Genomic DNA, 25075 nt, shown 5'->3' with positions numbered 1-25075 from the left:
TCAGTCGTCGCGGTCGGGCACGAGGTCGCCCTCCGGGACGTCGCGGTGCAGCGGCAGCATCGTCCTGTACCAGGTCTCGGCCGGCACGGAACCGCCCGTGAGCGTGCCGTCCGAGCAGACGCGGACCGGGTCGGTGCACACCGGCTCCGGGGCACCCCGGTCGGAGAACGTCATCACCGCGCCGGCGTAGGCGGTGGTGGCGCCGAGGAAGGCCGAGGACGCCGAGACCTGGGTGGTCCCCGTCTTGCCGATCATCGGACGGTCCCATCCGACCTCCTCGGCCGCGTCGGCGGAGGTGCCGTCGGTGTGGTCCTCCGACAGCGCGGTCCGCAGATCGGCCGCGACGTCGGTGGGCACCGCCTGATCGCACTCCGGGGTCGGCAGGTCCACCGGGCGACCCTCGCGGTCGGTGACGGACAGGATCGGCGTCGGCGGGCACCAGCGGCCGTCGGCGACGAGGGTGGCTCCCACGTTGGCGAGCTCGAGCGGGCTCGTCGGGTTCGGCCCGAGGGTGAACGAGGCCTGGTCCTGCGCGACGACCGCCTCCCCGACGGTCCCGCCGCCGGGAGCCGGCGCGTCGAGGGTGCGGCGCAGGCCCAGCGCCCGGGCGGTCTCGACGACGGGCCCGAGCGAACCGATCCGGTCCTCGAGCTCGACGAACGCGGTGTTCGGTGAGGTCGCCAGCGCCCGGGTCAGGGTCAACCGGTCGTCGTAGCTGCCGAGGTTCTCGACCGTGTGCCCGGGGGAGATCGACGACGTGTAGCGCTTCGGCACGTCGAGGTCGTCGTCAGGAGAGACCAGCGCCTGCTCCAGGGCGGTCGCGGCGGTGAAGATCTTGTACACCGACCCGGCACCCCGCAGCGGGGCGGTCGCGAGCGGCAACGAACTCTGACCCGCCGCGGCGTCCGGCCCGTACTCCCGATTGGCGGCGAGCGCGAGCACCGGTCGAGGGCCGGACGATCCCGGTGCCACGACGGCGACCACGTTCGCGACCCCCGAGGAGTCCCCGATCCGCCCGGCCGCCGCGTCGGCGCGCGCCTGCGCGTCCGGGTCCAGGGTGGTGCGGACGGTGTAGCCGCCCGTGCGCAGTTCCGACGGCGGGATCCCGGCCGCCGCCAGCTCCTCCTCCACGTAGCGGCAGAAGAAGCCCGTACCCTCGACCGCCGCCCCGCATCCCGGTGCCCGGCGACGGAGGGGCGAGACGATCCCGAGCGGTGCGGCGTCGGCGGCCGCGGCCTGCGCCGGGGAGATCGAGCCGACGTCGGCCATGGCGCGCAGGACCTCGCCCCGCCGGGCGCGTGCCGCTGCCGGCTGCTCCGTCGGGTCGTAGCCCTCCGGGCTGCGGACGATGCCGGCCAGGAGCGCCGCCTGCGGCACCGTCAGCGTCGCCGCGGTCGTCGCGAAGTAGGTCCGGGCCGCGGCCTCCACGCCATAGGCACCGTTGCCGAAGTAGACCAGGTCGAGGTAGCGGGCGAGGATCTCGTCCTTGCCGAGCCGCTCCTCGACCCGGTGCGCGAGCCGCACCTCGGTCAGCTTGCGGCTCAGCGTGTCGGCGGTCGCCGCCCGACGGTCGGCCGCCGTGTCCGCCACCGCGTAGAGCCGGTAGTTCTTGACGTACTGCATCGTGATGGTCGACGCGCCCTGGCCCTCGAGCGGGGAACCGCGCACCGCGTTGCTCGCGAGCGCCCGGCCGAGTCCCCGCCAGTCGACCCCGTCGTGGACGAAGAAGCGGCGGTCCTCGATCGCGACGATCGCGGCCTTCATGGTGTCGGCGATGGCGTCGGAGCCGACCGGGAGGCGGTAGCGCTCGTAGAGCCGGGCGATCGGGGTGCCGACGGCGTCGGTGATCACCGACGCCTCACGGACCCGACCCCCGGCGAGCGAGCCGGAGGTCACGTCGACCGACGCCGCGGCCCGACCGAGGAGCAGGCCGCCGGCCAGGACCGGGGGCAGCGTGAGGCCGGCGAACAGGACGCCCGCCAGGGCGCAGGCAGCGAGCGCCCGCGCCCCTGCGCGCGGACTCACGCCTGGGCGCTCCCGGTGACCGGCCGTTCCGCGCCGTCCTCGCGGGACTCGTCGGCCGCGTGCTTCGGACCACCACCGGTCTCGGCCGTCCCGGGCTCGGCCGTTGCGGGCGCGGCCGTCTCCTCGGCCGCGGCGCCCCGATCGGCGCCCGGTCGGTAGCCGCCGCCCTCGGTGTCGGAGAGGACCACCGGGCCGCCGCCGGTCACGGCCGGGTCCGAGCGCAGGGCCTTCAGCACACCGAGCGCCATGAGGATCAGCACCACCGCGAACGGCAGGCCCGTCGTGATCGAGGCCGCCTGCAGGGCGTCGAGGGCCGCGGCCCCGCCGACGAGCAGCAGGACGATCGTCACCGCGCCCTCCATGAGCGCCCAGAAGAGGCGCTGCTGCCAGATCGGGTGCGGGTCGCCCCCGTTGGTGAGCATGTCGACCACCAGCGAGCCGGAGTCCGACGACGTCGCGAAGAACAGCACGACCACGATGATCGCGAGGACCGAGGCGATCGCCGAGACGACCCCGCCGACGGACAGCGTGGACAGGACCGTGAACAGCGAGGACTCCGAGCTGCCGCCCGCGATGTCGGCCTGCCCGGAGAGCTGCTGGGCGAGACCCGTGCCACCGAGGACGGAGAACCAGACGATGGAGGCGCCGACCGGGGCGAGCAACGCACCGGAGACGAACTGGCGCACGGTGCGGCCGTAGGAGATGCGCGCGATGAACATGCCCACGAAGGGGGCCCAGGACATCCACCAGCCCCAGTAGAAGAGGGTCCACGAGGCCTGCCAGTCGAACGCGGCGGGCTGGGTGTCCGGGTTGAAGACGGTGAAGCTCGTCCCGATGATGTTCTGCAGGTAGTAGCCGGTCCAGTCGGCCAGTCCGGTGAGGACGAACATCTTCGGGCCGACGGCGAACACGAACACCATGAGGGCGAATGCGAGCCACAGGTTCACCAGCGACAGCCGCCGGATGCCCTTGTCCACGCCCAGCATCACGCTGACGACGGCCACGGCGGTGATCGCGCAGACGACGAGGACCTGGGTCGTGGTGGTGTTGGGCAGCCCCGTGAGCTGGTTGAGCCCGGAGCCGATCTGCTGGCTGCCCAGACCCAGTGAGGTGGCGAGACCGAACAGGGTGCCGAACACGGCGAGAATGTCGACCACGGCGCCGGGCCACCGGAAGACGCGCTGCCCGAGCAGCGGGTACAGCGCGGAGGCCGGCCGCATCGGCAGGCCCTTGCGGAAACAGAAGTAGCCCATCGCGAGGCCCAGCACGATGTAGATCGCCCAGGGGTGGAAGCCCCAGTGGTAGAAGGTGTAGTTCATGCCGCGCTCGGCGGCCTCGGGCGTGCCCGCCGGGCCGGTCGGCGGGTTCATCGCGTGGTACGCGGGCTCGTAGACGCCGTAGAAGACGAGACCGATGCCCATGCCCGCGGTGAACAGCATCGCGAACCAGGCGGTCGTGCCGTACTCGGGCGAGGCGTCGTCGGGACCGAGCTTGATGCGCCCGTACTTCGACACCATGAGGTAGAGCGCGAAGGCGAGGAAGCCGGTCGCGGCGAGGATGTAGAACCAGCCGAAGTAGCGCGAGATGCCGTCCAGCAGCGCGGAGAAGACGCCGCTCGTGCCGTCGGGGAAGATCACCCCCGCGGCGAGGAAGGCGAGCACGACGATGCCGGAGACGAGGAAGACCGGCGGGTTCGTGTGGGTCCGGAGGTAGCGGGTGAGGGTCGAGCCGCCCTCGGTCCCGCTCCCGGAACCGCCTGAATCGGTCGTGGTCATGTCCTCCAGGGTGTCCGAGGAGGTGGACCACGGAACCGTACGAACCTGACGAATCCCTGACGAAACACCCCGATCGGCTACAGGAGTCCCAGTCCGTAGACGAGGGCGGCGATGAACCCCAGCCAGACGGTCGTGGCGGCGACGGCCTCGCGCTTCGAGTCGAACATGGACACCGCTCCTCGGGTCGTCGATCGGGACCCGTCCTGTCTACGGCCCCCGAGGCGCAGATGACCTTGCATTCGTCTTGCGCTGCCGCGGTGGTCAGTCCGCGTCGGCCGCGCCGGGCAGATCGACGAGGAACCGGGCCCCGCCTCCGGGACGATCGGTCACGTGGACGGTGCCGCCGTGGCGTCGGACGTGGCCGCTGACCAGGGCCAGACCGAGGCCGGAACCGGTGCCGGCGCCGCGCCGACCGGCCGTCGACCCGCGCGCGAACCGCTCGAAGATCTCGGCGCGGTCGGCGGCGGCCACGCCGGGCCCGGCGTCGTCGACCTCGAGCCGGACGGTGCCGGGAGCGTCCGGGGCCGGTCCGACGCCGAGGCGGACGACGCCGCCGCCGTGGCGGGCGGCGTTGGTGCACAGGTTGGTGAGGACGGCGTCGAGGCGGCGCCGGTCGGCGACCACGTGGGTGTCGCCGGGAGTGACGTCCACGCGGTCCTCGAGGCCCCGCCGGCGGGCGACCGCCCGGGTCAGTGCGGCGAGGTCGACGCGCTCGAGGTCGCGTTCGTCGACGGGTTGGTCCATCCGGGAGATCTCGAGCAGGTCGTCGACCGTGTCGACGAAGCGATCGAGGTCGGGCCCGAGCAGGTCGACGGCCTCCCGGGCCGCCGCCGGCAGGTCGTCGCGGCGCCGGCGCAGCACGTCGGTCGCGCCGAGCATCGTCGTCAACGGGGAGCGGAGCTCGTGGCTGACATCGCCCGCGAACCGGGCGTCGCGGCGGACCCGGTCGCCGAGGTCCTCGACGGTCCGGTTGAAGGTGGTGGCGAGTCCGGCGAGCTCGGGGTCGGTCCGGACCGGGAGCCGCGCGTCGAGGTCGCCCCGCGCGACGAGGGACGCGGCCGCGGTGAGTTCGTGGAGCGGGCGCAGGGACCGTCGCGCGGTCCAGGCCCCGAGCACCGCTCCCGCGACCGTCGCGGCGACGGTCCCGCCCGTCAGGAGCAGGGCGAGGAAGCGGCGAGTGCTCTGCAGCTCGCGGACCGGGGCGAGCTCGACGAGCAGATCACCGGGCGTGCCGAGCCCGGCCGAGCCTGCCATCACCTCCCGCCCGCCGACCTCGATCTGCATGACGACGGGTGGGTCGCCGGGGCGCAGACCGGTGAGCTCGAGGGGGAGCGCGGTGGGGGAGACGGCCGGGCCGGACCTCGCCCACGAGCCCGCGGACCGCAGGAGCACGGTCGTGTCGGGCTCCCCGCCCAGGCCGGCGAGCAGGTCGGGGAGCCCGTCGGGCCGGTACTGGCGGGTCCCGGCGACGAGGGTCGCGTCGGCGGAGACCCGTGCCCGCACGGCGTTCTCGCGCTGGGCGGTGGCGTAGCTCGTCGTCAGGAACCAGGTGGCGATCGAGAGTGCGCCGCAGACGACCAGGGTGACCAGGGCGAAGGAGATCGCGACGCGGACCCGGAGCGAGGCGGTGCGGCGGGCCGTCACGGTTGGACGCGGTAGCCGTGGCCGCGGACGGTGAGGACGACGGAGGGGGCGTCCGGGTCCTGTTCGATCTTGCGTCGAAGGCGGCGGACGTGGACGTCGAGCAGGCGGGTGTCGCCGAAGTAGTCGTAGCCCCACACCCGCTGGAGGAGGTCCTCGCGGGAGACCACGCGGCCCTCGCCCTCGACGAGCTCGGTGAGCAGCCGGAACTCGGTCCGGGTCAGGGCGACCGGTTCCCCGCCCCGGGTCACGACGCCCTCCTCGGGGCGCAGCACGAGGTCGGCGACGGCGAGCTCCCGACGGGGCTGTTCGGTGGGTCGCCGGCGGCGCAGCAGGGCCCGGACCCGGGCGGCGAGCTCGCCGGGGACGACGGGTTTGGTCACGTAGTCGTCGGCCCCCGCCTCGAGCCCGGCGATGACGTCGTCGGTGTCGGAACGGGCGGTGACGATGATGATCGGCAGGTCGCCCCGCTCCCGCAGCGACCGGCACAACGCCATCCCGTCGAGGCCGGGGAGCATGAGGTCGATCAGCGCGACGTCGACGTCGTCGTCGAGCAGGGGGAGGGCCTCCTCGGCACTGGCGGCCTCGCGGACCTCGATGCCCTCGTCGGCGAGGCCGACGGCCAGCACCCGCCGAATCCGGTCGTCGTCCTCCACGAGCAGGGCCTTCGGCCCGCCTTCCTCCATCGGTGTGCCTCCCGAGGGCGATCCGACCAGCGCGGTCTGCTCCACCCGGACCTCCGGGCCGGACCCGCCAGGAGACCGCAAGGCTCACGGACGGGTGGTCGGGAGCGATGATCCCTGCAGGTACCGACGACGACCGGCGGGGGCACCATCCACGGGCAGGCGACATCCGGCGGGCACGGAGGGCGGCGGACGGTGTCACCGACCGAGGCCGACACCGTCGAACTCGGCGTGCCGACGGTGCCGCACGCCGCCGCGGGGCTGTCCCTGACGACGGGGCGCCGGACACCCATGGCGACCGCTCCGAGGCCCGGCGAGACGCCCGATCATCCCGAGCAGCACCCGCTCTGGCCCCGGGCGCTGGGGATCGTCTTCGCGTTCCTGGTCGGTTGGGTGATCCCACCGCCGGGTCCGAGCAGCGTCGACGGGGCGCCCACCGGCGCGGTGCGTGAACTCCCGGCAGGTCGTTGACCGGCCGGGAACGGGCGCCCCAGGCCCGGACGAGGAGGAGCCTGGGCCGGCTGCGGGACGCACGCCTCCGTCGTGCCGGCCGTCACCGTGGTGGCGCTCGACCTGGTCGAGGTCTCCTTCCTGTTCGTCCTGGCCGTCCTGCTCGCCGTCGCGGTCCACCTCGGGAGCGCGGGCAGGCGTCAGGAGATCGCAAGATCCTCGTCGGGATGGCGGCCCGTCGGACCGGGGTAGGCGGAGGACGATCCCGGTCCGAGCCGACCCACCGGAGGCATGATCGTCGTGCGCGAGTCCCTGCTGCCGCGGACCCGTCAGGTCCTGCCCGTTCTGCTCCTGGCGGCCCTCGTCGTGGCCTCCTGCGGATCGACCGGGGACGCCGTGCCGAGCGCGTCGGCCTCCGGTCCCACCATCACCTCGATACCGGCCACGTCGACACCGGCCACCTCGATTCCGGCCACGTCGTCGGACCCCGGTCCGACGTCGACGGCGGGTTCCGCGCCCAGCACCTCGTCGAGCACCCCGTCCCCCGGCACACTCGTGCCGATCGTCCCCGCCGGGTCGGCGAACGACGGGCAGCCGCTGCCCACCTGCCCGACCTCGTCGTTGTCGGTCACCCTCGGGCCCGGCGAGGGGACGACCTCGGGGACCGTGTACCGCCCCCTCGTGTTCACCAACACCGGATCGAGCGCCTGCCGGTTGCAGGGCTTTCCCGGCGTGTCCCACGTGGCCGGCGACGACGGGCACCAGGTCGGCCGCGCCGGGGCGTGGGTCGGGCCGCGTGGCGACGCGGTCGAGATCGCCCCGGGGGCGTCCGCCCACTCGATCGTCAGCGTGACCGATGCGGGCCTGGTCGAGCGCGACGTCTGCGACCCGACGGAGGTGCGCGGGTTCCGGGTCTACCCGCCCAGGAGTGAGGGAGCGGCCTACGTGCCGTCCCCCGGGATCTCCTGCGCAGCCGACATCTCCCCGATCCGGGTCCGGACGATCCTGCCGGGGCGCGGCGATCTGAGCGGTCAGGCGGGCGTCGACCCACCGCGCTGCACCACCGCGTCGCTGGCCGTGACGCTCGGCGCGGCCGAGGGTGCGGCCGGTTCGTCGTACCAGCCGCTCGTCTTCACCAACACCGGCTCCGCGGTCTGCACGCTGCAGGGATTCCCGGGGGTCTCCCACGTCGCGGGCGACGACGGTCACCAGGTCGGGCCGATGGCAGCGGAGACGGGCGAGCCGGGGAGCCCGGTCGCGCTCGCGCCCGGGGACTCCGCGCACGCGACGGTACGCACCGCCGACGCCTTCGGTCCGGGGCGCTGTGATCCCACGGCCGTGCGGGGCCTGCGTGTGTATCCGCCCGGCGAGAGTACCGCGGCCTTCGTGCCCCGGTCCGGGACCTCGTGTGCGGGCGACGTCGTGACCCTGCGGGTCCGATCGGTCCGGCCGGACGCCGACTGAGGGACGACGCCGGTCGATGCTCACCGGCCGATCCGGTCGCGGTAGTGCCGGACGGCCTCGCGGTGCTCGGTGAGCGCGACGTCGTCGAGGTCGTCGAGCAGCCGGGTGATCCTCTCGGGCACCTGCGTGGATTCCGCGCCGTAGTGGTGGATCTCGTTAAGTGCGATGCGCAGCAGGGCCCCGACGTCGTCGGAGGGTATGCAGACCCGGGTGACGCCGTCGTCGTCGGCCAGGCGGACGGCGGGCCAGGGGCGGGTGACGACCCGGCGCAGGAGGTCGTGGAGGACGTCGAGCACCTGACACGCCGTCGTCGGGTCGTTGATGCTCGGGGACAGCGCCTTGATGGCCACGTCGACCAGTTGTCGGAGACCGAAGCTCAGGTCCTGGTCCATGGTGCGCTCGGTCGCGGTCCGAATGTGCCCCGCGTAGGGCTCGGGCTCCACGGGCGCGCCGGAGCGGGAATGGACCGTCAGGAGCGTGGCACCTGCGGGCACGAAATCCCCGATCCGCGGGGCGAGGACAGCGACGGCGTCGTCGCCGACGGCCCGGCGAAGGATCGCGTCCCGGTCGACCGAGACCACCAGACCGGGCTTCTCGGCGGTGACCGGCACGCCGTCGTCGGGCAGGACGGGCGACGCGGCTGCCGGCGGGGCGTCGACGGGATGCCGGGACTCGAGCAGGTCCCGGGTCTCCTCGCCGATGCTCACGATGATCGACGACGCCTGGATCATGTGCACGACATGGTGGATGTAGTGCACGAACTGACCGACGGCGACGAGGACCAGCAGGAACGCCACCGTCACCGAGATGCGCGGGACGAAGGCGTCGTTCCCGTTCGTGCCCACCACCTCGCGCAGGGCGAAGATCGCGTAGAGGAAACTGGCCACGAAGAGGCCGAGCGACCACTGGATGGTCCGGTCGTGCAGGAACTGCCGGAGCACGCGCGGCGAGAACTGTCCGCTGGTCAGGACCAGGACGACCACCGTGATCGAGAAGACCAGCCCGGTGAACGAGATCATCGCCGTGATCACGGCGCCGAGGAAGCTGCGAGCTCCCTCCGGCGGCCCGGGGAAGAGGAAGGCGCTGTCGACGTCGCCGATGGCTCGATCGAGTCGAGCGAGTGCGAACGCCAGGACGATCGCCACGCCACCGCACCAGGCGGGGACCACCCAGAATCGACCGGAGGTGTGCCGCGTGCTGGGGATCATGCCGCTCCTGGGCCTAGGACTCCGCCGACGAGGGGGCTCGTGGTGAGCCCGGGGTCGCGGCGGCGCCGATGTGGCTCTCGGATGTCGCGCCGGTGTCCGGGTCACCAGGGCTACCCGATGCGGCGACACCGTCGCCGAGGAGATACCCGAGGAGGAAGGTCCCCACGAAGGCGGCGGCGATGCCGACGCGTCGTCCGGCTGGCGTCGGCCAGGCCCCGAGTGCCGGGGACGGCCCTGGCTCCTGCGGTGGCGACGGCCGCCGGTGTCGCGCGGTGTGCAGCTCGGCCGCGTCGAGCGGTGCGAGCGGCGGTCGGTCGTCGGGCTCCGAGAGGCGTGGCGGCGGGATGCTCGGGTTGCTCCGGTAGGCCGGGGACACCTCCCACCGGCCCGACTCCGGATCGAACACCACCGGGCGGTGCGGCGCCCGGCCGTGGTGCGGCCGGTCGTTCACGGGGATCGACTCCTTCTCGTCCGAGGGACTCTCCACGCCGAGTGACCCGGAACCGTCGCTCGCATGCCTGGGGCGCGCAGCCCGCGGGTGATCGCGGTCCGCCGGGTCGGCGAGATCGTCAGGAGCCCGCAAGGCTCGTCGCCTCCGAGCGATGTGATTCGCGCGTGGGTAGCACGTTGCTGGTCCATTCGGACGCATCACCAACTGCGCTCGGCGGGTGAATGCCGCTGCCATGACATGGGCCACATCGCGCCGGCCGGGATTGGGGGGCCGGGGCGTCCGGGAAGGTGGGGGCGATGCCCCCGTCACGCCCGACGCCCGCGCGCGACGCGATCGACGGCTCCGACGGCGGACGCGACCGATGGTCGTTCCTGCTGCGGCTCGGGGCGCCGGCCTTCGGCACGTCGTTCGCCCTCACCGCGCTCACGACCTATCTGCCCACGCTGCTCGCCGCTTCGTCGGGGCCGCTGGTGACCGGGCTGGTGGTCGGCGGTGAGGGGATGGCCGGGATCCTCGTCCCGGTGCTGGTCGGGCTCCTCGACGACCGTCGGGCGGGCACCGTCGGGGACCGACTCCGGTTCGTGGTGCTGGTCGCGCCGGTCGCCGTCGCGGGACTGGTCCTCGCCGCCCTCGACGTCGCGCCCGCGGTGATCATCGTCGGTGCGGCGGTCTACTTCGTCGGCCACTTCGCGTACCTGACGCCGTACGAGGCGCTCTACCCCGACCTCGTGCCCGACGACGTCAGCGGCCGCTCCCGGACGGCGGCCTCGGCCTGGCGATTCGCGGGCCTGGGCGGGGCCCTCATCGGGGGCGGGTTCCTGCTGGACCTCTGGGAGCCGGCGGTGTTCCTGGTGTCGGCCCTCGCCGTCGTCGTCGGCACGGCCGTGCTGGTGAGCGCCGTGCGGCCGTACCGGCAGCACCGCCTGCCCCGGTCCGCGTCGGGCGGTGGGGGGCTGCGTCCGATGCTCGCCCTGCTGCGGGAGCCCGGCGTCGCGGTGGTGCTCGTAGCGACGCTGCTCTGGAACCTCGCGCTCCAGGGCCTGAAGGCGTTCGTGGTCCTGTTCTTCGTCGTCGGGCTCGGCCGCAGTGCGAGCTTCGTGTCCGGGGTGGTCTTCCCGCTCGTGGCGCTCGGGCTCGTCGCGGTGCTCCCGTGGGCCGGTCGGGTGGCCGACCGCGTCGGCCACCGTCCGGTTCTCGCGGCCGCGTCGGCCGTGTATGGGGCCGGGCTGGTGGGCGCCGGCCTGTCCCACAGCGCCTGGATGATCGCGCTCACCCCCGTCGCGGCCGGAGCTGCGGGCATCGTGATGACCCTGAACTACTCGGCGCTGATGCGTGCGCTGCCCGGGGAGCACCACGGCGCGGCGTCCGGCCTGTTCCTGGTCAGCCGGGGCGCGGGATCGCTCGCCGGGCCCCTGCTCGTCGGTTTCGCGGTGAGCGTGGCCGGACCGCTGTTCCCGTCGACGGACGGGTACGACGCCATGTGGTTCGTGATCGGGCCGGCGGTGCTCCTCGCGGTGCCGCTGCTGCTGGTCCGACGCCGGCCCGACGAAGAGGGCTCAGAAGAACCGGACCGGTGAGGTGATCCCGATCCAGATACCCCAGAGCGCCAGGCCCGCCGTCCCTCCCAGCACGAGCCAGCCGAGGACCACCGAACCGGTGTCGCGGTCGTCGCGCAGCATCGCGCGCCAGCCCCGCCACATGACCAGGCCGGCCAGGAGGAGCCCCAGGACCACCGGGACGATGCGATAGGTGATGTAGAAGGTCGGCGAGGTCAGCACGGGGCGGCGCCTCCGGGCGTCCCGACGTGGCTGGTGCACGCGTACTCCCGATGGTCGCCGGTCTCGCCCGAGGAAGGCCGGTGCATCCTCACATCCGAGTGCGCATCGTGGGCGATCGAATTGACCGCTCATCGATCGACCACCGTTGATCATCGTCGGCCATCTACCGTGCAGAGCGGGTTTCGAACAGGGCGGAGAGCGTGCGGGTGGATCGAACGGGACGAGAGGCCGGACCTGAGTTCGTCGAGGCGCGAGCGCGAGTGGCCACGGCTGGCATGGCAGCGGTCCCGGCGTTCGATCGCCTGACGGCGATGGCCGTGGACCTCACGGGCGTCGCGGTCGCCGTCGTGACCCTCGCCGACGAGCACCGGGCCCGGCTCCTCAGCGCGCGCGGGATGCCGCCGACGTTCTCCCCCGACGAGGTGCCCGTGGGCGACTCGTTCTGCCAGTTCGTCGTCGCGCGGGGTGCGGAGTGGATCGTCGACGACGTCGAGGCCGAGCCGCTGCTGCGCGACCTGCCGACCACCAAGGAACTCGAGGCGGCGTCCTGGGCCGGCTTCCCCGTGCGGGGTCCGGACGGCGAGGTGGTCGGCTCCCTATGCCTCGTCGACCGCGCGAACCGGCGCTGGACACCCGAGCACATCACGCTGCTGCGACACATCGCCGAGGCCGCGAGCAGCGAGATCGCGTTGCGACTCGCGCTTTGGGAGGCCGCCGAGGCGAGGGGACTCGCCGAGGCGCACGCCCGGGAGTCCGACGCCCACGCCTCGGCCGCGCGGCGCGAGACCCGGCGTGCCCAGCAGCGCGCCGAGGAGGCCGCCGACCTCGCTCGCACGCTGCAGGAGTCGCTGCTACCGACATCGATGCCGCGCACGCCGGGGCTGGACCTCGGGTCGAGGTACCGCGCCGGCGCCGGCGGCTCCGAGGTCCTCGGCGACTTCTACGACGTGTTCCCCATCCCGAGCGGCTGGGGCCTCGTGCTCGGCGATGTCTGCGGCAAGGGCGTGACGGCCGCGCGCACCACGGCCCTCGCGCGGTCGACCGTCCGCGCCCTCGGTCACGCCGAGGAGGACCCGCAGGCGGTGCTGGGCGCGTTGAACGAGGTCCTCGTCGAGTGGTTCGGCGACCGGCGCAGCTTCGTGACGGCCGTGTACGCCACTCTCCGGCCCCGGGGGGACGGCTTCGTGGCGACCGTGGCGAGTGCCGGGCATCCGGCCGGGTTCGTGCTCGGCCGCGCGGGCATGGTCACCGCACTGCAGGACGGCGGACGCGTTCTCGGGCTCCTCCCCGAGGCGAAGGTCGCGGTCGAGTCGGTGGACCTGGCGCCGGGTGACAGCCTCGTCCTGTTTACCGACGGGGTGACCGAGTCGAGACGGCAGTCGGACCGCGTGCAGTTCGATGAGGACGGGGTGGCCACGGCGCTGCGTTCGCTCGCTGCGGACAGCTCGGCCGACTCGGTCGCCGAGGCCGTGAGCGCCGCCGCGCTCCGTCACGCGGAGGGTCTGGTCCAGGACGACACGGCCGTGCTCGTCGCCCGCGCTCTCGCCGGGACCTGCGCAGGCGACCGCCCGCTTGAGGTGGCGCAACATTCGTGATGCGGTGCCTGATCCTGTCACCTACCGCGATGCATCTGGATTGGGCGACTCCGGATCGACGCGATGTCCATCATGAGCTCGGAAGCATCGTCGTCGCCTCGTCCTCCACCTGCCCGTCGAGCTCGGAGCGCTGCCGACAGGCATGAACACGGCGAACTTAAACGTCCTGCACGCCGCGGTCCAGATGGGGCTGTGGCGAAAGCCGGTCGAGAACGAGAGAATCGGCAACTCAGAGCACGGCAAGCAAGTAGGCCGGCACTCCAGCGATTTCAGTCGATCAATTAAGCTCTCCTGACACGTACTTCCCGCTTTGAGATCGGCAATTCGTGGTAGACCGGTCTCGTGTAGTCGGGCACGCGAATCATCGTAGGGAGACTGACGAGCACTCTGAATGTGTGTCACAGGGCTCGAGCAGTGCAGGCCACTGCCTTCGAGGTTCAACAATGCTGATTCCACCGATTCACGGCTGACATAACGCGCGATCGTGGACTGTCGCCGAGGAGGCGGTGGCTTGCCAGCTCGTGCGTCGAGACGCAGAAGGTTGCTCCGTGCTGCGGTGGTACCGGTTTGACGGGGACCGAGCGCAGGTGTCAGAGGACTTGTTCGATGTCCTCCGCGATCGTCTCCGGTAGTACGGGTGGCTCGTAGCGTCGGACGACGTGACCGTCGCGGTCGACGAGGAACTTGGTGAAGTTCCACGCGATGTCGCCCGTGGCGAGGTCGGGCTGCAGGCGGCTGATGGCCTCGTAGAACTGGCCGTAGGCGGGGCCGAAGTCTCCGGGTGCCTCGGCGCGCAGGAAGGCGAAGAGCGGCTCGGCGTCGGGACCGTTCACGTCGACCTTCGCGAGCACGGGGAAGGTGACGTCGTAGCTGACTCGGCAGAACTCCTGGATCTCGGCGTCGGTGCCCGGCTCCTGGCCCTTGAACTGGTTGCAGGGGAAGCCGAGGATCGTCAGCCCGCGCTCGTGGTAGCTGCGGTGGAGGGTCTCGAGGCCCTCGTACTGCGGGGTCAGGCCGCACTTGCTTGCGACGTTGACGATGAGCAGGACCCGTCCGGCGTACTGCCCGAGGGACGTGGTCGTGCCCGTCGCGTCCGAGACGCTGAAGTCGTGGGTGGTGGTCACCGACCCGAGTGTGCCGCTGTCGAGCTTCCGCGGGCGATTCCCGCCGCGGAGACGGCCACGACCGCGCGCGGCACGAGGAGGGGGCAACGGATTCAGAGTCGACGGAGCCGGAAGGTGAACTCCAGCCGGCGCCACTCGCCGTCGACGTCGCGACCGTCGGGGGCCGGGCCGGTCCGGGGTGTGAAGTCGACGATGAGGTCGTCCTTGACCCCGAAGACGGCGTCGGAGTCGAGGTAGCGGCCGCCCCGGACGAACAGCTGGGTGATCAGCTGCTGGTGGCCGGGGGCGTCGATGAGGAAGTGCAGGTGTGGTGCCCGGTAGGGGTGGCGGCCGGTCGCGGTGAGCATGTCCCCGACCGGGCCGTCGGCGGGGATCGGGTACTCGCAGGGCAGGATCGACCAGAACCGCAGCCTGCCGTCGATGTCGGTCCGGAGCCGTCCGCGCAGCACCGGGCCGTCGACGTCGGGGAGCTGGACGTCGTAGAAGCCGTCCTCGTTGGACTGCCAGACGTCGACCGGCGCGTCCGCGACCGGTCGCCCGTCGGTGTCGGTGACCGTGACGTCGACGTGCAACGGCGTGCCGGGCAGGCCCCCGGAGATGTCGGTGCCCTGCGCCAGCTCCGGCGGGCCCTGGACGTAGAAGGGTCCGAGGACGGCCGAGGAGGTCGTCTCCGGGGTGCGGGAGTTGGTCAGCAGGTCGACCGCGCTGGAGACGCCCAGGGTGTCGGAGAGCAGCACGAACTCCTGGCGGACGTCGGTGGTGATGTGCCCGGCGCGGGTGAGGAAGTCGATCCCGGCCTGCCACTCGTCCTGGCGCAGGTCGTTGTCGAGGGCGAATCCGTGCAGACGCCCGACCAGGTCGGCGAGCAGTCCGGCCAGGCGCGGGTTCGCCGTGGTGTCGAACGAGCGGCGGACCCGGTCGGTCAGCTCGGCGACCGCGGACGCCAACGGTGCGCCCGAGGGCGGGCGTTCGCCCACCCAGGCGCGGCGCAGGAGCTCGGCCATGCCGTCGGTCGTGAGTGGAGCCGGGTTGGGGTAGGGCCGGGCGGTGGCGAGCTCGACGGCGCGGTCGACGCCGTCCTCGGGCATGCCGAGCTCACGGAGCGAGGTGGGCCCGCCCGCGGCGACGATGAGGTCGTACACGGCGGTCGGGGCGTCCGGGACGCCGAGCCGGGTCGCGATCCGGGCCATCGCCTGCGGGGCGGCGCCGGCGTTGTAGGCCATCGCCTGGGGCAGCACGACGGTGTGGGTCGGGGCGTGGGGGAGGTCGAAGCTGCCGCCCAGGGTGTGGCAGAGCTTGTGGTGCAGGCCCATGCTGACCGCGCCGAGGCAGGTGCCGGCCAGCCAGGCGCCGCGCAGCAGGTCGGAGCGGGCCTCGAGGTCGTCGGTCCCGGCCGCGAGCCGGCGCAGGCCGGCGGCGAGGACCTCGACCGCGTCGAGGGCCATGCTGTCCACGACGGGATTGGCGTCGGGGGAGTAGAGGGCCTCGACGGCGTGGGCCAGGGCGTTCACCGCGCTGGTGACCGCGATCGGGCGGGGCAGCTCAGCGGAGAGCTCGGCGTCGTAGATGACGGTCTCGGGCAGGATCGCGGGGTCGGTGCGGGTCGTCTTCTGCCCGTTCTCGGTCTCGCCGAGCAGCGCGGTGACCTCGGAGCCGGCGTAGGTGGTCGGGAGGATCACCTGGTCGACGCCGGTCCGCACAGCGAGCGCCTTGGCCAGCCCGGTCGTCGACCCGCCCCCGACGGCCACCACGCAGTCCGCGCCCGCGCGCTGCAGCTCCTCGAGCGCGCGGGTGGTCACCTCGACGGGGGTGTGCATCGCGGCGCCGTCGAAGCGTCCGACGGCGAGGTCGCCGAGGGCCTTCTCGACCCGGTCGCCGAACGCGGCCAGGTCGGGGGTGGCGAGCACCAGGGCGCGGGTCCGGCCGAGCCGGGACACCTCGTCGGCGACGTCGTCGAGGCGTCCGGGACCGAAGACGATGCGGGCCGGGCGTGCGGTGTAGTCGAAGCGATCCAACGGGAGCTCCTTCCTGTCCCGACGGCGGGTTCCGGACCCGTCGTCGGGGAGGGGCGAGGTGGTCGGTCGGCACCGGGGGAGCTGTGGAGCCCCCGCCGCGGTGGACCGGAGGGGTGTACGCCCCTACCGGTCCAGCTTGAACAGGCGACGCGCGTTGGTGCGCCCGATCTTGACCCGGTCGGCCTCGGAGATGGTCGCGGCGTCGAACCAGTCCGCGGCGTGGTCGATGTTCTCGAACGGCCAGTCCGTCGAGAACATGATGCGCTCCGATCCGAGCTCGAGGACGGCGTCGATCAGGGTCTGGGTGCGGAAGTTCCCGGACGTCGTGATGTGGAAGTTCTCGGTGAAGTAGTCGACGAACCGTCGCTTCGCGGGGTGGGCGGGCGGAACCGTGACCCAGGCGTTGCGGTGGTCGGCCCGCCACAGCATGGCCGGGATGCCCTCGCCCATGTGGCCGAGGACGATCTGCAGCGTCGGGTGTTCGTCGAACAACCCCGACCCCATCAGGCGCAGGGCGTGGACCGCGGTCTCCTGCGCGAAGCCCCAGGTCGGGCCGAGCAGCCACGGGTGGCCGTCGTAGATGCGGGCGTCCTGCGGCAGCGGGTTGCGCGGGTGCAGGTAGAAGGGCACGTCCAGGCGGGCGACCTCGGCCCAGAAGGGGCGGTACTGCGGCAGGTCGTAGTACAGGAGGTCCTGGCCGTCGCCCTGCTCGGCGTCCTGGGAGAAGCCGTTGACCAGCGCGCCGACGAAGCCCAGCTCGGTGACGCACCGGTCGAGCTCCTGCGCCGCGGCCTCCGGATCCTGCAGCGGGAGGGCGGCGAAGGCGCGGAAGCGGTCCGGCCGGCGGGCGCACTCCTCGGCCAGCGTGTCGTTGGCGCGTCGTGCGACCTCGATGGCGCGGGTCCGGTCGGTGATCGCCTGTACGGCCGGTGCGTTGAGCGACAGGATCATGATGTCGATCCCGTGCTCGTCCATCAGCTTCAGGCGCGTGTCCTGGATGTCGAGGAGGCGGGACTGCAGCTCGTCCCAGTACGGGCCGGGGACGAAGCCTGCGGAGTCCTGGAGGGTGTCGGGGATGGCGAAGTGTTCTTCGAGGGCGACCTTGCCGTTCATGTCTTCCGGGCTCCCTGGTTGCTCGTTGCCGATGTGGAGGTCGAGGTGGTGGATGCGGCTAGTCGCGGCTGAGCGCGCGCAGTAGTTCCTTCATCAGGGAGACGAGTTCCTCCGCGTCGCGAGCCAGACCGAAGACGTAGCTGTCGGGGCGCACCACCGCCGCGACGCTGCCGGTCTCGGCGAACCAACGGGCGTAGACGCCGCCGCTGTCGGAGATCTCGGCGCCGCCGAACATGCTGGCGATGCCGAAGGCGACCTGTCGTCCGCCGATGGCGGTGAAGGCGTCGTGATCGTCCTGGGACAGTCGGGAGAGGACCTCGCGACCGGTGGCGACGACGAGCCACCCGGTGCCTGCGATGTCGTCGAACAAGGCGGTCCGCTCGGGCGTCGAGACGAGGCCCTGGGGGAAGAGGTCCCCGTGGTTGGCGATGAGACCGCCCCGCAACGGTGGGTAGCGGAGCTTGTCCGGCTTGTGGTTCGCCGTCCGTGCGGCGATCATCCGGGCGTCTCGCTGCTGAGCTTCCACGGGGTCGCGCATGGTCTGGACGCGGCCGAGTTCGATGGCCTTCTCGGTGATGAAACGGACGTGTGGCTCGCGTTCCGGCTGATAGCGGTCGAGCAGCGACTCGTCATGCCCGTCGAGGACCATGCCGAGTTTCCACGCCAGGTTCCGGGCGTCCCGGATCCCCGAGACCATGCCCTGGGCGAGGAAGGGCGGCATCTCGTGTGCGGCGTCGCCGGCGAGCATGACCCGTCCCTTCCGCCACGTCTCGACGATTCGGGAGCGGAACGTGTAGTTGGCGACCCGGATCAGCTCGGCGTCCTCCGGCGAGAGGAAGGCCGCGACCCGCGGCCAGACGTTCTCGGGCTTCACCACCTCGTCGCGGCTCATGCCTGCGTCGAGGCGGAAGGAGAAGCGGTGGTACCGGGGGCCGATGTTGACGATCGCGATGGGTTCTGCCGGGTCGCAGACCTGCCGGAACGTGGGCAGACCAGGCACGTCGTGGCGTAGCTCGAAGTCGCAGACCAGCCAGTTCTCGAAGAAGCCGTAGTCGTCCACCCGGCTGTTCAGGTGATTTCGGACGAATCCGTTGCCGCCGTCGCAGCCCACGACGTAGCGGGCGCGGATCACGTCCTCGGTGCCGTCCGTCCTGCGGGCGCGCAGTTCGACGCCCTGTTCCTGTTCGGTGATGGCGGTGACCGTGAGTCCCCGCCGGACATCGATCCCCGGGGTGCCCTCGACCAGACGATCGATGACGTCCTCGATGTGGGGCTGGTACATCATGTATTGCGACGGCCAGCCGCAGCGGCCGGGATTGTCGAACTCGATGTCCAGCAGGACGTCGTCCTGCGCGTTGACCCAGACGTACCCGGGCTGGATGTTGATCCCGGGAAGCATCTTCTCGGCGACGCCCAGCTTCTGGAACGTGCGCATCGTCTCGTCGTCGAAGGCGGCGGCGCGGGGCAGGTGGTAGCGGCCCTCGTAGCGTTCGAGCACGGCCACCCGGCGGCCCTGCTGCCCGAGGAGGGCGGCGAGCGTCATCCCCGTCGGTCCGTAGCCGACGATTGCGACATCGAGATCCATGGCTGCCTTTCTGGACTGCACCAGGAGATGGCCTGCTGCTGGGCTACGGCGACGGCGGTCTCCGTGTGCGGCTGCTTCCGGAGTCCCTGCCGCCGCGGTGACCGGGCTGAACGAGGTCACGGACCGACCGAGGCGCGGAGAGCACCTCGAGCGGGCGGGACGACATGCCGGCGATCGGCGTCACGACGTGCTCTGCGAGTCCGATCGTGCGCACCCCAGCTGCCCCGCCGTGTTTCACCATCATGCATTGACTTGCCTCATGGTGAAACCTACTGTCCGCTCGTGTCAAACCTCACAAGGAGCGTGGGCTTGATCGACGACGACGGTGACGCCCGCGGCGGGGAGTCGTGCGGGCGGTCCGCCGTCGGGACGACCGCCGGCCCCGGGGACGGCGTCCCGGTCCTCGCACCCACCGACTGATCCCGCCCACCCCTCATCTCGCAGGAGTCCGCCATGTCCCACGTGCCCCCCACCGGTGCGGAGCGCAGCCACCGCGCCGTCCTGCCCCTCGCCGCGGCGTTCGCCGCCCTCGAGGGCTACGACCTCGCCTGCTACGGCGTCACCGTCCCGTCACTGCTCGCCGACCGTTCGCTCGGAGCCGACAAGGCCGCCGCGGGCACCGTCGGCGCCCTCGTCGCCGTCGGGATGCTCGTCGGCGCGGCGGTCTGCGCCGCCACGATCCGCCGGTACGGGAGCCGGCGGCTCCTGCTCGCCGGAGCGACCCTGTTCTCGGTCGCCATGCTGGTCTGCGCCGCCGCACCCTCGTTCGCCCTGTTCGGAGCGGCCCGATTCGTCGTCGGCGTCGGGCTGGGCATCGTCCTGCCGACCGTCACCGCCTACGTCGCCGACCTCTCCGCGCCCGGACGCCGCGCCCGCGACGTCGGGCTGATGATGTCCGGCTACGCCGCGGGCGCCCTGCTCGCGCCGCTGCTCGGGGCGGCGATCCTCGGTGGGGCCAGCTGGCACTGGACCTACGTCATCGGCGGCGTCCCGGCCCTCGTCCTGGTCCCCCTCGCGATCCGGCTCCTGCCCGAGAGCCCCGTGCACACCGCCGACGGCGCCTCCGAGCGAGGCGCCCTCCTCGGGCTGCGGCCGCTGCTCGCGCCCGGCGTCCGCGGTGCCACCCTGCTGTTCTGGGTCGTCTCGTTCTGCGGGCTGTTGCTGGTCTTCGGGATCTCCACGTGGCTCCCGACGATCATGCAGGCCGCCGGCTACTCGCTCGGTTCGTCGCTGCTGCAGACCGCCGCCATGTGGGTCGGAGCCGGTCTCGGGATGGTCGCCGGTGGACGCGTGGCGGACCGGATCGGGATCAAGCCCGTCGTCACCGTCGCCTTCCTCGCGGGGGCCGCGGCCCTCGTCGTGATGAGCCTGCGCCCGCCGCTGGTGCTGCTGTTCGCGCTCATGTTCGTCGCGGGCCTGGGCTTCATCGGATCGCAGGTGCTCACCAACGCCTTCATCGTCGGCCACTACCCCGCCGAGCTGCGGGGACGCGCGATCGGCTGGGCCCTCTCGGTCGGGCGGCTCGGCGCCATCGCCGGCCCGCTCCTCGGCGCCGCCATCCTGTCCTCCGGGCTCGGAGTCGCCTGGAACTTCTACCTGTTCGCCGTGCCCGGTCTCCTCGGCGCCGCCCTCGCCGCGGCCGTCCCGACGATCGCGGCCCGTCGCGAGCCGCGGATCGGTGACGCGGTTCCCGACGACGGGTCGCGTCGACCGGAGGCGATCGCCTGACCACGGACACCACCGGGGGGCACGGCCGGCCGACTAGGCTCGTCGCCGTGGCCCCCGCAGCCGTCCCGGACCCGGACCACGAGGCCGTCCCGGCCCGCCAGGGCATCCAGTCCGTCGAGATCGCGATGACCGTCCTCACCGCTCTCGAGCAGGGGCGGGGTCCGATGAGCCTCACCGCGATCGCGGCGGCCGCGGGCGGGATGGGGGTCAGCAAGGCCTACCGTTACCTCGTCAGCCTGGGACGGGTCGGGCTCGTGGCGCAGTCCCCGAGTTCCGGGCTCTACGACATGGGCCCGGCGATGCGGCGCCTCGGCGCCGAGTCGTTACGACGGGTCGACGAGGTCGGCCTCGCCTCGGAGTACGCCCCCGTGCTGCGGGACCGCACCGGCCACGCGGTCAACCTCGCCGTCTGGGGCGACGCCGGCCCGGTGATCGTGCGCTGGGACTACGGCGCCTACGCGCTGCCCATCACCGTCCGCGTCGGCGCGACGATGCCCCTGCTCGCCTCGTCGGTCGGTCGGGTCTACCTCGCCCACCTCCCCGCCACGCTCACCGACCCGGTCCTGCGCTCCGAGGACGCCGACCTCGACGAGGCGGGACGCATCGGCCAGGAGGTCCGGGACCGCGGCTACGCCGTGACCTCCGGCGGCGTGATCCCCGGCGTCTCGTCGATCGCCGCACCTGTCTTCACCGCGGGCGACTCGCTGCCACTCGTGGTCGCCGTCGCACTCCCGGCCCGGACCGCCACCGGCGAGGAGATCGACCGGGTCGTCGCCGCTCTCCTCTCGGTCACCGCGACGGTGTCGAGCGAGCTCGGCGCGCGCTGAATCGCAGGGACGAGCTCGATGTCCGAGGCTCTCTCGTCCGACCCGGTGCTGCACCATCGTCCCGTCACGACCGGCTGGTCCCATCGGCGAGATCGCAGTAACGGGGATCGTCGCGGTACCGGTGCTTCTCGATCGGAGGCGGTGTCGAAGCCGCACCACCACCATCGGCCGCCAGCCGGTGGTCATCACCCGGGAGAGGTCGCGACCTCGCTCGGCATGGACGGCGTCATCTCCTCCGGGGCGAAGAACGAGGACGAGGGCCTCTACCCGGTCCAGCACGGGTACTGGCTCGAGACGATGCGCGCCGCCGTCGAGGCCGAGAAGGAGGCCTGATCATGACGACCACCGAGAAGGCCGTCGAGAACGGCCGCGACGCGAACACCCCGGGCAGTGGGAACGCGCTGATCACCCAGAACCTCGCCCGCGGCGAGGTCGAGCCCGGTCTGCGCCGCCCGGGCGAGCGGCCCGACCTGCCGTCATGGTGACCCGAGCCGGACACGACGTCCGGAGCCGGTAGCCACATCGGTCCGGCGGTGATCAGGAGCGACCGAACACGTCGTCCTGCCGGGCGCGAAGCCGCCGTCCGTGGCGCTCCCACCCCGCCAGCGGACGCGGCCCCAACTGCCCGCGCAGTCGTTCCACCTCCTGCGGAGTCGCCAGCTCGATGACCCGTGCGCCGGCGCTGCGGGCGTCGGGCAGGCTCTCGCGGACCACGTCGAGCACCCGCCTCCAGTCCCCTGCGGGCACCCGCGCGTGCACGGTCTCCACGACGGGCCCGGTGGAGGCCGCGAAGAAGGCGCCCAGAGCATCGGCGAGCTGACGCCAGGCGGTGGCCAGTCCTCGGAGCCGCCGGTGGTCGTCGCTCGTGGCCACGGCGGCGGGTCGTCGTGCCCGGTCGGCGTTCACACTGCGGGTGCTGCGTCGCGCCTCCGCGACGAGTGCGACCAGCGCGGCTCCCTCCTGCCGCAGGGACGGGTAGGGCAGGGCGCCGGGGGCGTGGTGCTCGAGCAGGGGCCACACCAGCGCGTCCTCGAACCCGAGCTCGCCGACGAGGTCGTCGCAGAGCTCCTCGACCAGGTCGGCGAACACGGCATGACGACGCTGATCGAGGTGCCGGGTGCCCGCATGCAGACCCTCGACGAAGGCGGCGACCCGTTCCACGTCGCGGCGCAGGACGCGGCGACCCAGCTCGAACAGGAGCAGATCGTCCGGTGTCCGGGACGGCGAGGCATCGGGCTCCACACCCGCGATCATCGACGACGGAGTGGGGCCCGGCCACGGCGCGGAGCGGCGTACTCGGCCCACTCCGGCCCGGCGACCGGCAGGCGGGGGACAGGCGACCCGGGTCGGCCGGTGCGCATCAGCCCTGCTCGACGGGTGCCAGCCCGACCCCTCCGACGGGGGTGACGGCGATGATCTCCGGCGGCCCGGCGAGCAGTGCGAGTACGTCCCCGGGATGCACCGCGTCGACGCCTTCGGGCGGCGAGGCTCCGAGCGACGCTTCCAGGGCCTGCTGGTCCGCCCAGCACTCGCTCACCCACACCGTGTCGGGCTCGGTCGCCGAGCGGTGCACGACATAGAGCTCACACCCCGGCACGAGGTTCAGGGTCTCGGTCACGCGGAGGAGGAGGCCCTGGACGTCGTCACCGCGCCCGGGTCTGGCGCGCATCCGGACGAAGCGCCCGATTCTCGTGGGCCGATCCCGGTCGGTCGAGGTCATCCGACGAGGGCGGGGCCGAGGGAGATCTCGGGCCCACCGGTGCTGGAGCTCATGGCCACGTAGAACACCCAGCCGCCCGCGAGCACTGCGCCGACGCAGGAGACCCCGGCGAGGACGCGGAGGATGCCCCCGTCGGCGAAGGTGCCGGTGATGAAGGCCAGGAACACGAAGACGAACACGAGTTCGGAGAACAGCAGGACCAACCACACCGCCAGGGGGAGCCGGAGCGTGGCCAGCACGAGGACGACGCCGCCGACGGCCCAGGCGAGGGTGAAGACACTGAAGGTGTCGGTCAGGGCCGCCGCGGACGCCGTCTCGGTCATCGACGTCGGGTGCGTCCCGAACCAGTCGTTGACGAACCCGGTGTAGAGCAGGGCGAAGCTCCAGAAGAAGCCGCCGAACACGCCGAAGATCCCGCCGAGAGGCGCGACTCCTGCCCCGATCGCCCAGCGCCCGGCGATGAAGAGGCCGACGCCGAGGGCGAGGAAGAGGGGGACCACGGCGCCGGCCGAGCCGTTCGGCGCGTAGCCGAACAGGAAGAGGCCCAGCGACGCCACTCCGATCACCGCGCACGGAACGCCGAGCACGGCGGGGTTGCCGGGGTCGGGTGCTGGCGCGGGTCCCGCCGACGAGGAGGTCTCGTGAACCGGCGGGGCTGCTGCGTCAGCGCTCATGGTCGCTCCTACTTCTGGACTCAGAATCGAGGGCAAATGAAATAGTTCCAGATTGGAATCTAGCCACGTGAGGGGTCTCGTGCGATCGGCACACAGGCTTAACGTGCCGGTACTCGGGGGCCGCCGGAGTCATCTCTGCAGTCGCTGCTCGAGGCCCGGGGAGGACGCGGGCCGGGTCGTCGACCGTGCGGGGGTCGTCGGACGTGGGGCTTCCTGTGGTCGCGAGGTGGCGACACCGGAGCGAACGCACCCCGGGGTGGCGAGGGTCGGCCGTCTTCCGTCGGTGTACCTCCGGCCCGTCGGGTCCTCGCTCCGCGAACTGTCCTTGACAGCGTGACGCGGCACACGCTAAACCTTTTTACATGATGCACATCATGTTTGGCGAGGAGTGACCATGCCGGCACGCGACCTGTCCGGGTTCGACCTCTCGGGTAAGACCGCCATCGTCACCGGCGCTGCGAGTGGGATCGGAGCAGCGACATCGATCGCGCTCTCGGCGGCGGGAGCCGATGTCTGCTGCGCGGACGTCGACGTCGACCGACTCAAGGAGACCGTCGACGCCATCAACGAGGCGGGCGGCAGGGCCGTGGCCACGAGGTGCGACGTGTCGGACGAGTCCGACGTCGCCGAGCTCGTCGCGTTCTCGGAACGATCCCTCGGACCACTCGACATCATGATCAACAATGCGGGGACCGTGGACACCGCTCCGGGCCCGGTCCATCAGGCCGACACGGCGGACTGGCGTCGGCTGGTGTCGGTCAACCTCGATGGCGTGTTCTTCGGCTGCCGGGAGGCGCTGAAGGTGATGTTCCCCCGTGGTCGCGGGCGGATCATCAACACCGCATCGGTCTGGGGTCTCGTGGGCTCCTCGACCGTTGCGCCGATGTCGGCCTACAACGCGACGAAGGGTGCGGTAGTGAACCTGACCCGCGAGCTCGCGCTGCAGTACGCCAAGCACGGCATCACGGTCAACGCCCTCTGTCCGGGACCGGTGCACACCCGCCTGGGCGGCGTGTACGACGTCCCCGAGATCAAGGAGTTGTTCGTGGCCCAGACGCCGATGGGTCGTGTCGCCAGTCCCGAGGAGATGGTCGGCGGATACCTCTACCTCGCCTCGGACGCCGCGAGCTTCATCACCGGGACCGCGCTCTCGGTCGACGGGGGATGGACCGCAGCCTGACCGCTCTCGACCGGTCTGGCGTCGACTCGAGGGGTGCCT

At 72.2% G+C, this 25075-nt stretch carries 24 protein-coding genes; 9 read left to right on the top strand and 15 right to left on the bottom strand.

Going from position 1 to position 25075, the window contains the following annotated elements; translation table 11 throughout:
• The 4 genes from QSK00_RS15335 to QSK00_RS15320 form a co-directional block, all read right to left on the bottom strand.
• Positions 1-2025 (bottom strand): transglycosylase domain-containing protein, encoded by a 2025-nt coding sequence (locus QSK00_RS15335; RefSeq protein WP_285591972.1) that lies wholly within the window; start codon positions 2023-2025, stop codon positions 1-3.
• Positions 2022-3800: a BCCT family transporter gene (locus tag QSK00_RS15330; RefSeq protein WP_285591971.1), complete on the bottom strand. Its 1779-nt coding sequence runs from the start codon at positions 3798-3800 to the stop codon at positions 2022-2024. The genes QSK00_RS15335 and QSK00_RS15330 overlap by 4 nt, the downstream gene beginning before the upstream one ends.
• A 261-nt stretch (positions 3801-4061) precedes the next feature.
• A complete protein-coding gene (locus QSK00_RS15325) occupies positions 4062-5444 on the bottom strand; it encodes a sensor histidine kinase (protein WP_285591970.1) in 1383 nt (460 codons plus the stop codon).
• Positions 5441-6127 (bottom strand): winged helix-turn-helix domain-containing protein, encoded by a 687-nt coding sequence (locus QSK00_RS15320; RefSeq protein WP_285591969.1) that lies wholly within the window; start codon positions 6125-6127, stop codon positions 5441-5443. Before QSK00_RS15320 ends, QSK00_RS15325 begins: the two co-directional genes overlap by 4 nt.
• A gap of 192 nt (positions 6128-6319) precedes the next feature.
• Between QSK00_RS15320 and QSK00_RS15315 the strand changes: the two genes are divergently transcribed.
• Together QSK00_RS15315 and QSK00_RS15310 are read left to right on the top strand one after the other, a co-directional pair.
• Entirely contained in the window at positions 6320-6595 is a 276-nt protein-coding gene (locus QSK00_RS15315) for a hypothetical protein (protein ID WP_285591968.1), read from the top strand.
• A gap of 72 nt (positions 6596-6667) precedes the next feature.
• On the top strand, positions 6668-6826 hold the full coding sequence (locus QSK00_RS15310) for a hypothetical protein (RefSeq protein ID WP_285591967.1): 159 nt from the start codon (positions 6668-6670) through the stop codon (positions 6824-6826).
• Between the two features lie 77 nt (positions 6827-6903).
• On the opposite strand, the gene QSK00_RS15305 is transcribed toward QSK00_RS15310, so the two are convergent.
• On the bottom strand, positions 6904-7206 hold the full coding sequence (locus tag QSK00_RS15305) for a hypothetical protein (protein WP_285591966.1): 303 nt from the start codon (positions 7204-7206) through the stop codon (positions 6904-6906).
• 34 nt (positions 7207-7240) lie between these two features.
• Between QSK00_RS15305 and QSK00_RS15300 the strand changes: the two genes are divergently transcribed.
• A complete protein-coding gene (locus QSK00_RS15300) occupies positions 7241-8038 on the top strand; it encodes a DUF4232 domain-containing protein (RefSeq protein ID WP_285591965.1) in 798 nt (265 codons plus the stop codon).
• A gap of 20 nt (positions 8039-8058) precedes the next feature.
• On the opposite strand, the gene QSK00_RS15295 is transcribed toward QSK00_RS15300, so the two are convergent.
• Both QSK00_RS15295 and QSK00_RS15290 read right to left on the bottom strand, forming a co-directional pair.
• Positions 8059-9246, bottom strand: a complete 1188-nt coding sequence (locus QSK00_RS15295) for a DUF2254 domain-containing protein (protein WP_285591963.1) — start codon at positions 9244-9246, stop codon at positions 8059-8061.
• A gap of 13 nt (positions 9247-9259) precedes the next feature.
• Positions 9260-9733, bottom strand: a complete 474-nt coding sequence (locus tag QSK00_RS15290; protein WP_285591962.1) for a hypothetical protein — start codon at positions 9731-9733, stop codon at positions 9260-9262.
• A 260-nt stretch (positions 9734-9993) separates the two neighbouring features.
• Here QSK00_RS15290 and QSK00_RS15285 point away from each other — a divergent pair, with 260 nt between their 5' ends.
• Positions 9994-11274, top strand: coding sequence for an MFS transporter (locus tag QSK00_RS15285; RefSeq protein WP_285591961.1), 1281 nt, complete (start codon positions 9994-9996; stop codon positions 11272-11274).
• Here the strand turns inward: QSK00_RS15285 and QSK00_RS15280 are convergent.
• On the bottom strand, positions 11254-11514 hold the full coding sequence (locus QSK00_RS15280) for a hypothetical protein (protein ID WP_285591960.1): 261 nt from the start codon (positions 11512-11514) through the stop codon (positions 11254-11256). The two genes, QSK00_RS15285 and QSK00_RS15280, sit on opposite strands and share 21 nt — an antisense overlap.
• Positions 11515-11750: 236 nt before the next feature.
• On the opposite strand from QSK00_RS15280, the gene QSK00_RS15275 reads away from it, so the two are divergent.
• Positions 11751-13070: a PP2C family protein-serine/threonine phosphatase gene (locus QSK00_RS15275; protein WP_285591959.1), complete on the top strand. Its 1320-nt coding sequence runs from the start codon at positions 11751-11753 to the stop codon at positions 13068-13070.
• Positions 13071-13660: 590 nt separating this feature from the next.
• On the opposite strand, the gene QSK00_RS15270 is transcribed toward QSK00_RS15275, so the two are convergent.
• The 4 genes from QSK00_RS15270 to mhpA all read right to left on the bottom strand — a co-directional run bounded on the left by QSK00_RS15270 (position 13661) and on the right by mhpA (position 19027).
• Complete coding sequence (locus tag QSK00_RS15270) at positions 13661-14194, bottom strand: glutathione peroxidase (RefSeq protein ID WP_285591958.1); 534 nt, start codon at positions 14192-14194, stop codon at positions 13661-13663.
• Positions 14195-14286: 92 nt separating this feature from the next.
• Positions 14287-16209, bottom strand: coding sequence for a maleylacetate reductase and hydroxyquinol 1,2-dioxygenase domain-containing protein (locus QSK00_RS15265; protein ID WP_285591957.1), 1923 nt, complete (start codon positions 16207-16209; stop codon positions 14287-14289).
• Positions 16210-16332: 123 nt separating this feature from the next.
• On the bottom strand, positions 16333-17322 hold the full coding sequence (gene tsdA / locus QSK00_RS15260; RefSeq protein WP_285591956.1) for a gamma-resorcylate decarboxylase: 990 nt from the start codon (positions 17320-17322) through the stop codon (positions 16333-16335).
• 58 nt (positions 17323-17380) lie between these two features.
• A complete protein-coding gene (gene mhpA / locus QSK00_RS15255; protein ID WP_285591955.1) occupies positions 17381-19027 on the bottom strand; it encodes a bifunctional 3-(3-hydroxy-phenyl)propionate/3-hydroxycinnamic acid hydroxylase MhpA in 1647 nt (548 codons plus the stop codon).
• A 333-nt stretch (positions 19028-19360) separates the two neighbouring features.
• Here mhpA and QSK00_RS15250 point away from each other — a divergent pair, with 333 nt between their 5' ends.
• From QSK00_RS15250 to QSK00_RS15240, 3 genes are all read left to right on the top strand, one after another.
• On the top strand, positions 19361-20635 hold the full coding sequence (locus tag QSK00_RS15250) for an MFS transporter (protein WP_285591954.1): 1275 nt from the start codon (positions 19361-19363) through the stop codon (positions 20633-20635).
• A 47-nt stretch (positions 20636-20682) separates the two neighbouring features.
• A complete protein-coding gene (locus tag QSK00_RS15245; RefSeq protein ID WP_285591952.1) occupies positions 20683-21462 on the top strand; it encodes an IclR family transcriptional regulator in 780 nt (259 codons plus the stop codon).
• A 335-nt stretch (positions 21463-21797) separates the two neighbouring features.
• On the top strand, positions 21798-21947 hold the full coding sequence (locus QSK00_RS15240) for a hypothetical protein (RefSeq protein WP_285591951.1): 150 nt from the start codon (positions 21798-21800) through the stop codon (positions 21945-21947).
• A gap of 52 nt (positions 21948-21999) precedes the next feature.
• On the opposite strand, the gene QSK00_RS15235 is transcribed toward QSK00_RS15240, so the two are convergent.
• The 3 genes from QSK00_RS15235 to QSK00_RS15225 all read right to left on the bottom strand — a co-directional run bounded on the left by QSK00_RS15235 (position 22000) and on the right by QSK00_RS15225 (position 23856).
• Positions 22000-22704: a hemerythrin domain-containing protein gene (locus QSK00_RS15235; protein ID WP_285591949.1), complete on the bottom strand. Its 705-nt coding sequence runs from the start codon at positions 22702-22704 to the stop codon at positions 22000-22002.
• 118 nt (positions 22705-22822) lie between these two features.
• Entirely contained in the window at positions 22823-23131 is a 309-nt protein-coding gene (locus tag QSK00_RS15230) for a putative quinol monooxygenase (RefSeq protein ID WP_285591948.1), read from the bottom strand.
• Positions 23132-23178: 47 nt separating this feature from the next.
• Positions 23179-23856 carry a GPR1/FUN34/YaaH family transporter gene (locus QSK00_RS15225; protein ID WP_285591947.1) on the bottom strand — a complete coding sequence of 226 codons (678 nt, stop codon included), beginning with the start codon at positions 23854-23856 and terminating at the stop codon, positions 23179-23181.
• Positions 23857-24250: 394 nt separating this feature from the next.
• Between QSK00_RS15225 and QSK00_RS15220 the strand changes: the two genes are divergently transcribed.
• Entirely contained in the window at positions 24251-25036 is a 786-nt protein-coding gene (locus QSK00_RS15220; RefSeq protein ID WP_285591946.1) for an SDR family NAD(P)-dependent oxidoreductase, read from the top strand.
• The last annotated feature ends 39 nt before the right edge of the window (positions 25037-25075 follow it).

The organism is Actinomycetospora sp. NBRC 106378, from assembly GCF_030269685.1.
In the GTDB taxonomy this organism is placed as follows: domain Bacteria; phylum Actinomycetota; class Actinomycetes; order Mycobacteriales; family Pseudonocardiaceae; genus Actinomycetospora.
Note: the sequence above shows the minus strand (reverse complement) of the source record. Positions and strands in the feature narration are given on the sequence as shown.

Coding starts and splice junctions, on each gene's coding strand:
- QSK00_RS15330 (WP_285591971.1), bottom strand. CDS start 3,800: ATGACCACGACCGATTCAGGCGGTTCCGGGAGCGGGACCGAGGGCGGC.
- QSK00_RS15320 (WP_285591969.1), bottom strand. CDS start 6,127: ATGGAGGAAGGCGGGCCGAAGGCCCTGCTCGTGGAGGACGACGACCGG.
- QSK00_RS15295 (WP_285591963.1), bottom strand. CDS start 9,246: ATGATCCCCAGCACGCGGCACACCTCCGGTCGATTCTGGGTGGTCCCC.
- QSK00_RS15285 (WP_285591961.1), top strand. CDS start 9,994: ATGCCCCCGTCACGCCCGACGCCCGCGCGCGACGCGATCGACGGCTCC.
- QSK00_RS15275 (WP_285591959.1), top strand. CDS start 11,751: ATGGCAGCGGTCCCGGCGTTCGATCGCCTGACGGCGATGGCCGTGGAC.
- tsdA (WP_285591956.1), bottom strand. CDS start 17,322: ATGAACGGCAAGGTCGCCCTCGAAGAACACTTCGCCATCCCCGACACC.
- QSK00_RS15250 (WP_285591954.1), top strand. CDS start 19,361: ATGTCCCACGTGCCCCCCACCGGTGCGGAGCGCAGCCACCGCGCCGTC.
- QSK00_RS15240 (WP_285591951.1), top strand. CDS start 21,798: ATGACGACCACCGAGAAGGCCGTCGAGAACGGCCGCGACGCGAACACC.
- QSK00_RS15230 (WP_285591948.1), bottom strand. CDS start 23,131: ATGCGCGCCAGACCCGGGCGCGGTGACGACGTCCAGGGCCTCCTCCTC.
- QSK00_RS15225 (WP_285591947.1), bottom strand. CDS start 23,856: ATGAGCGCTGACGCAGCAGCCCCGCCGGTTCACGAGACCTCCTCGTCG.
- QSK00_RS15220 (WP_285591946.1), top strand. CDS start 24,251: ATGCCGGCACGCGACCTGTCCGGGTTCGACCTCTCGGGTAAGACCGCC.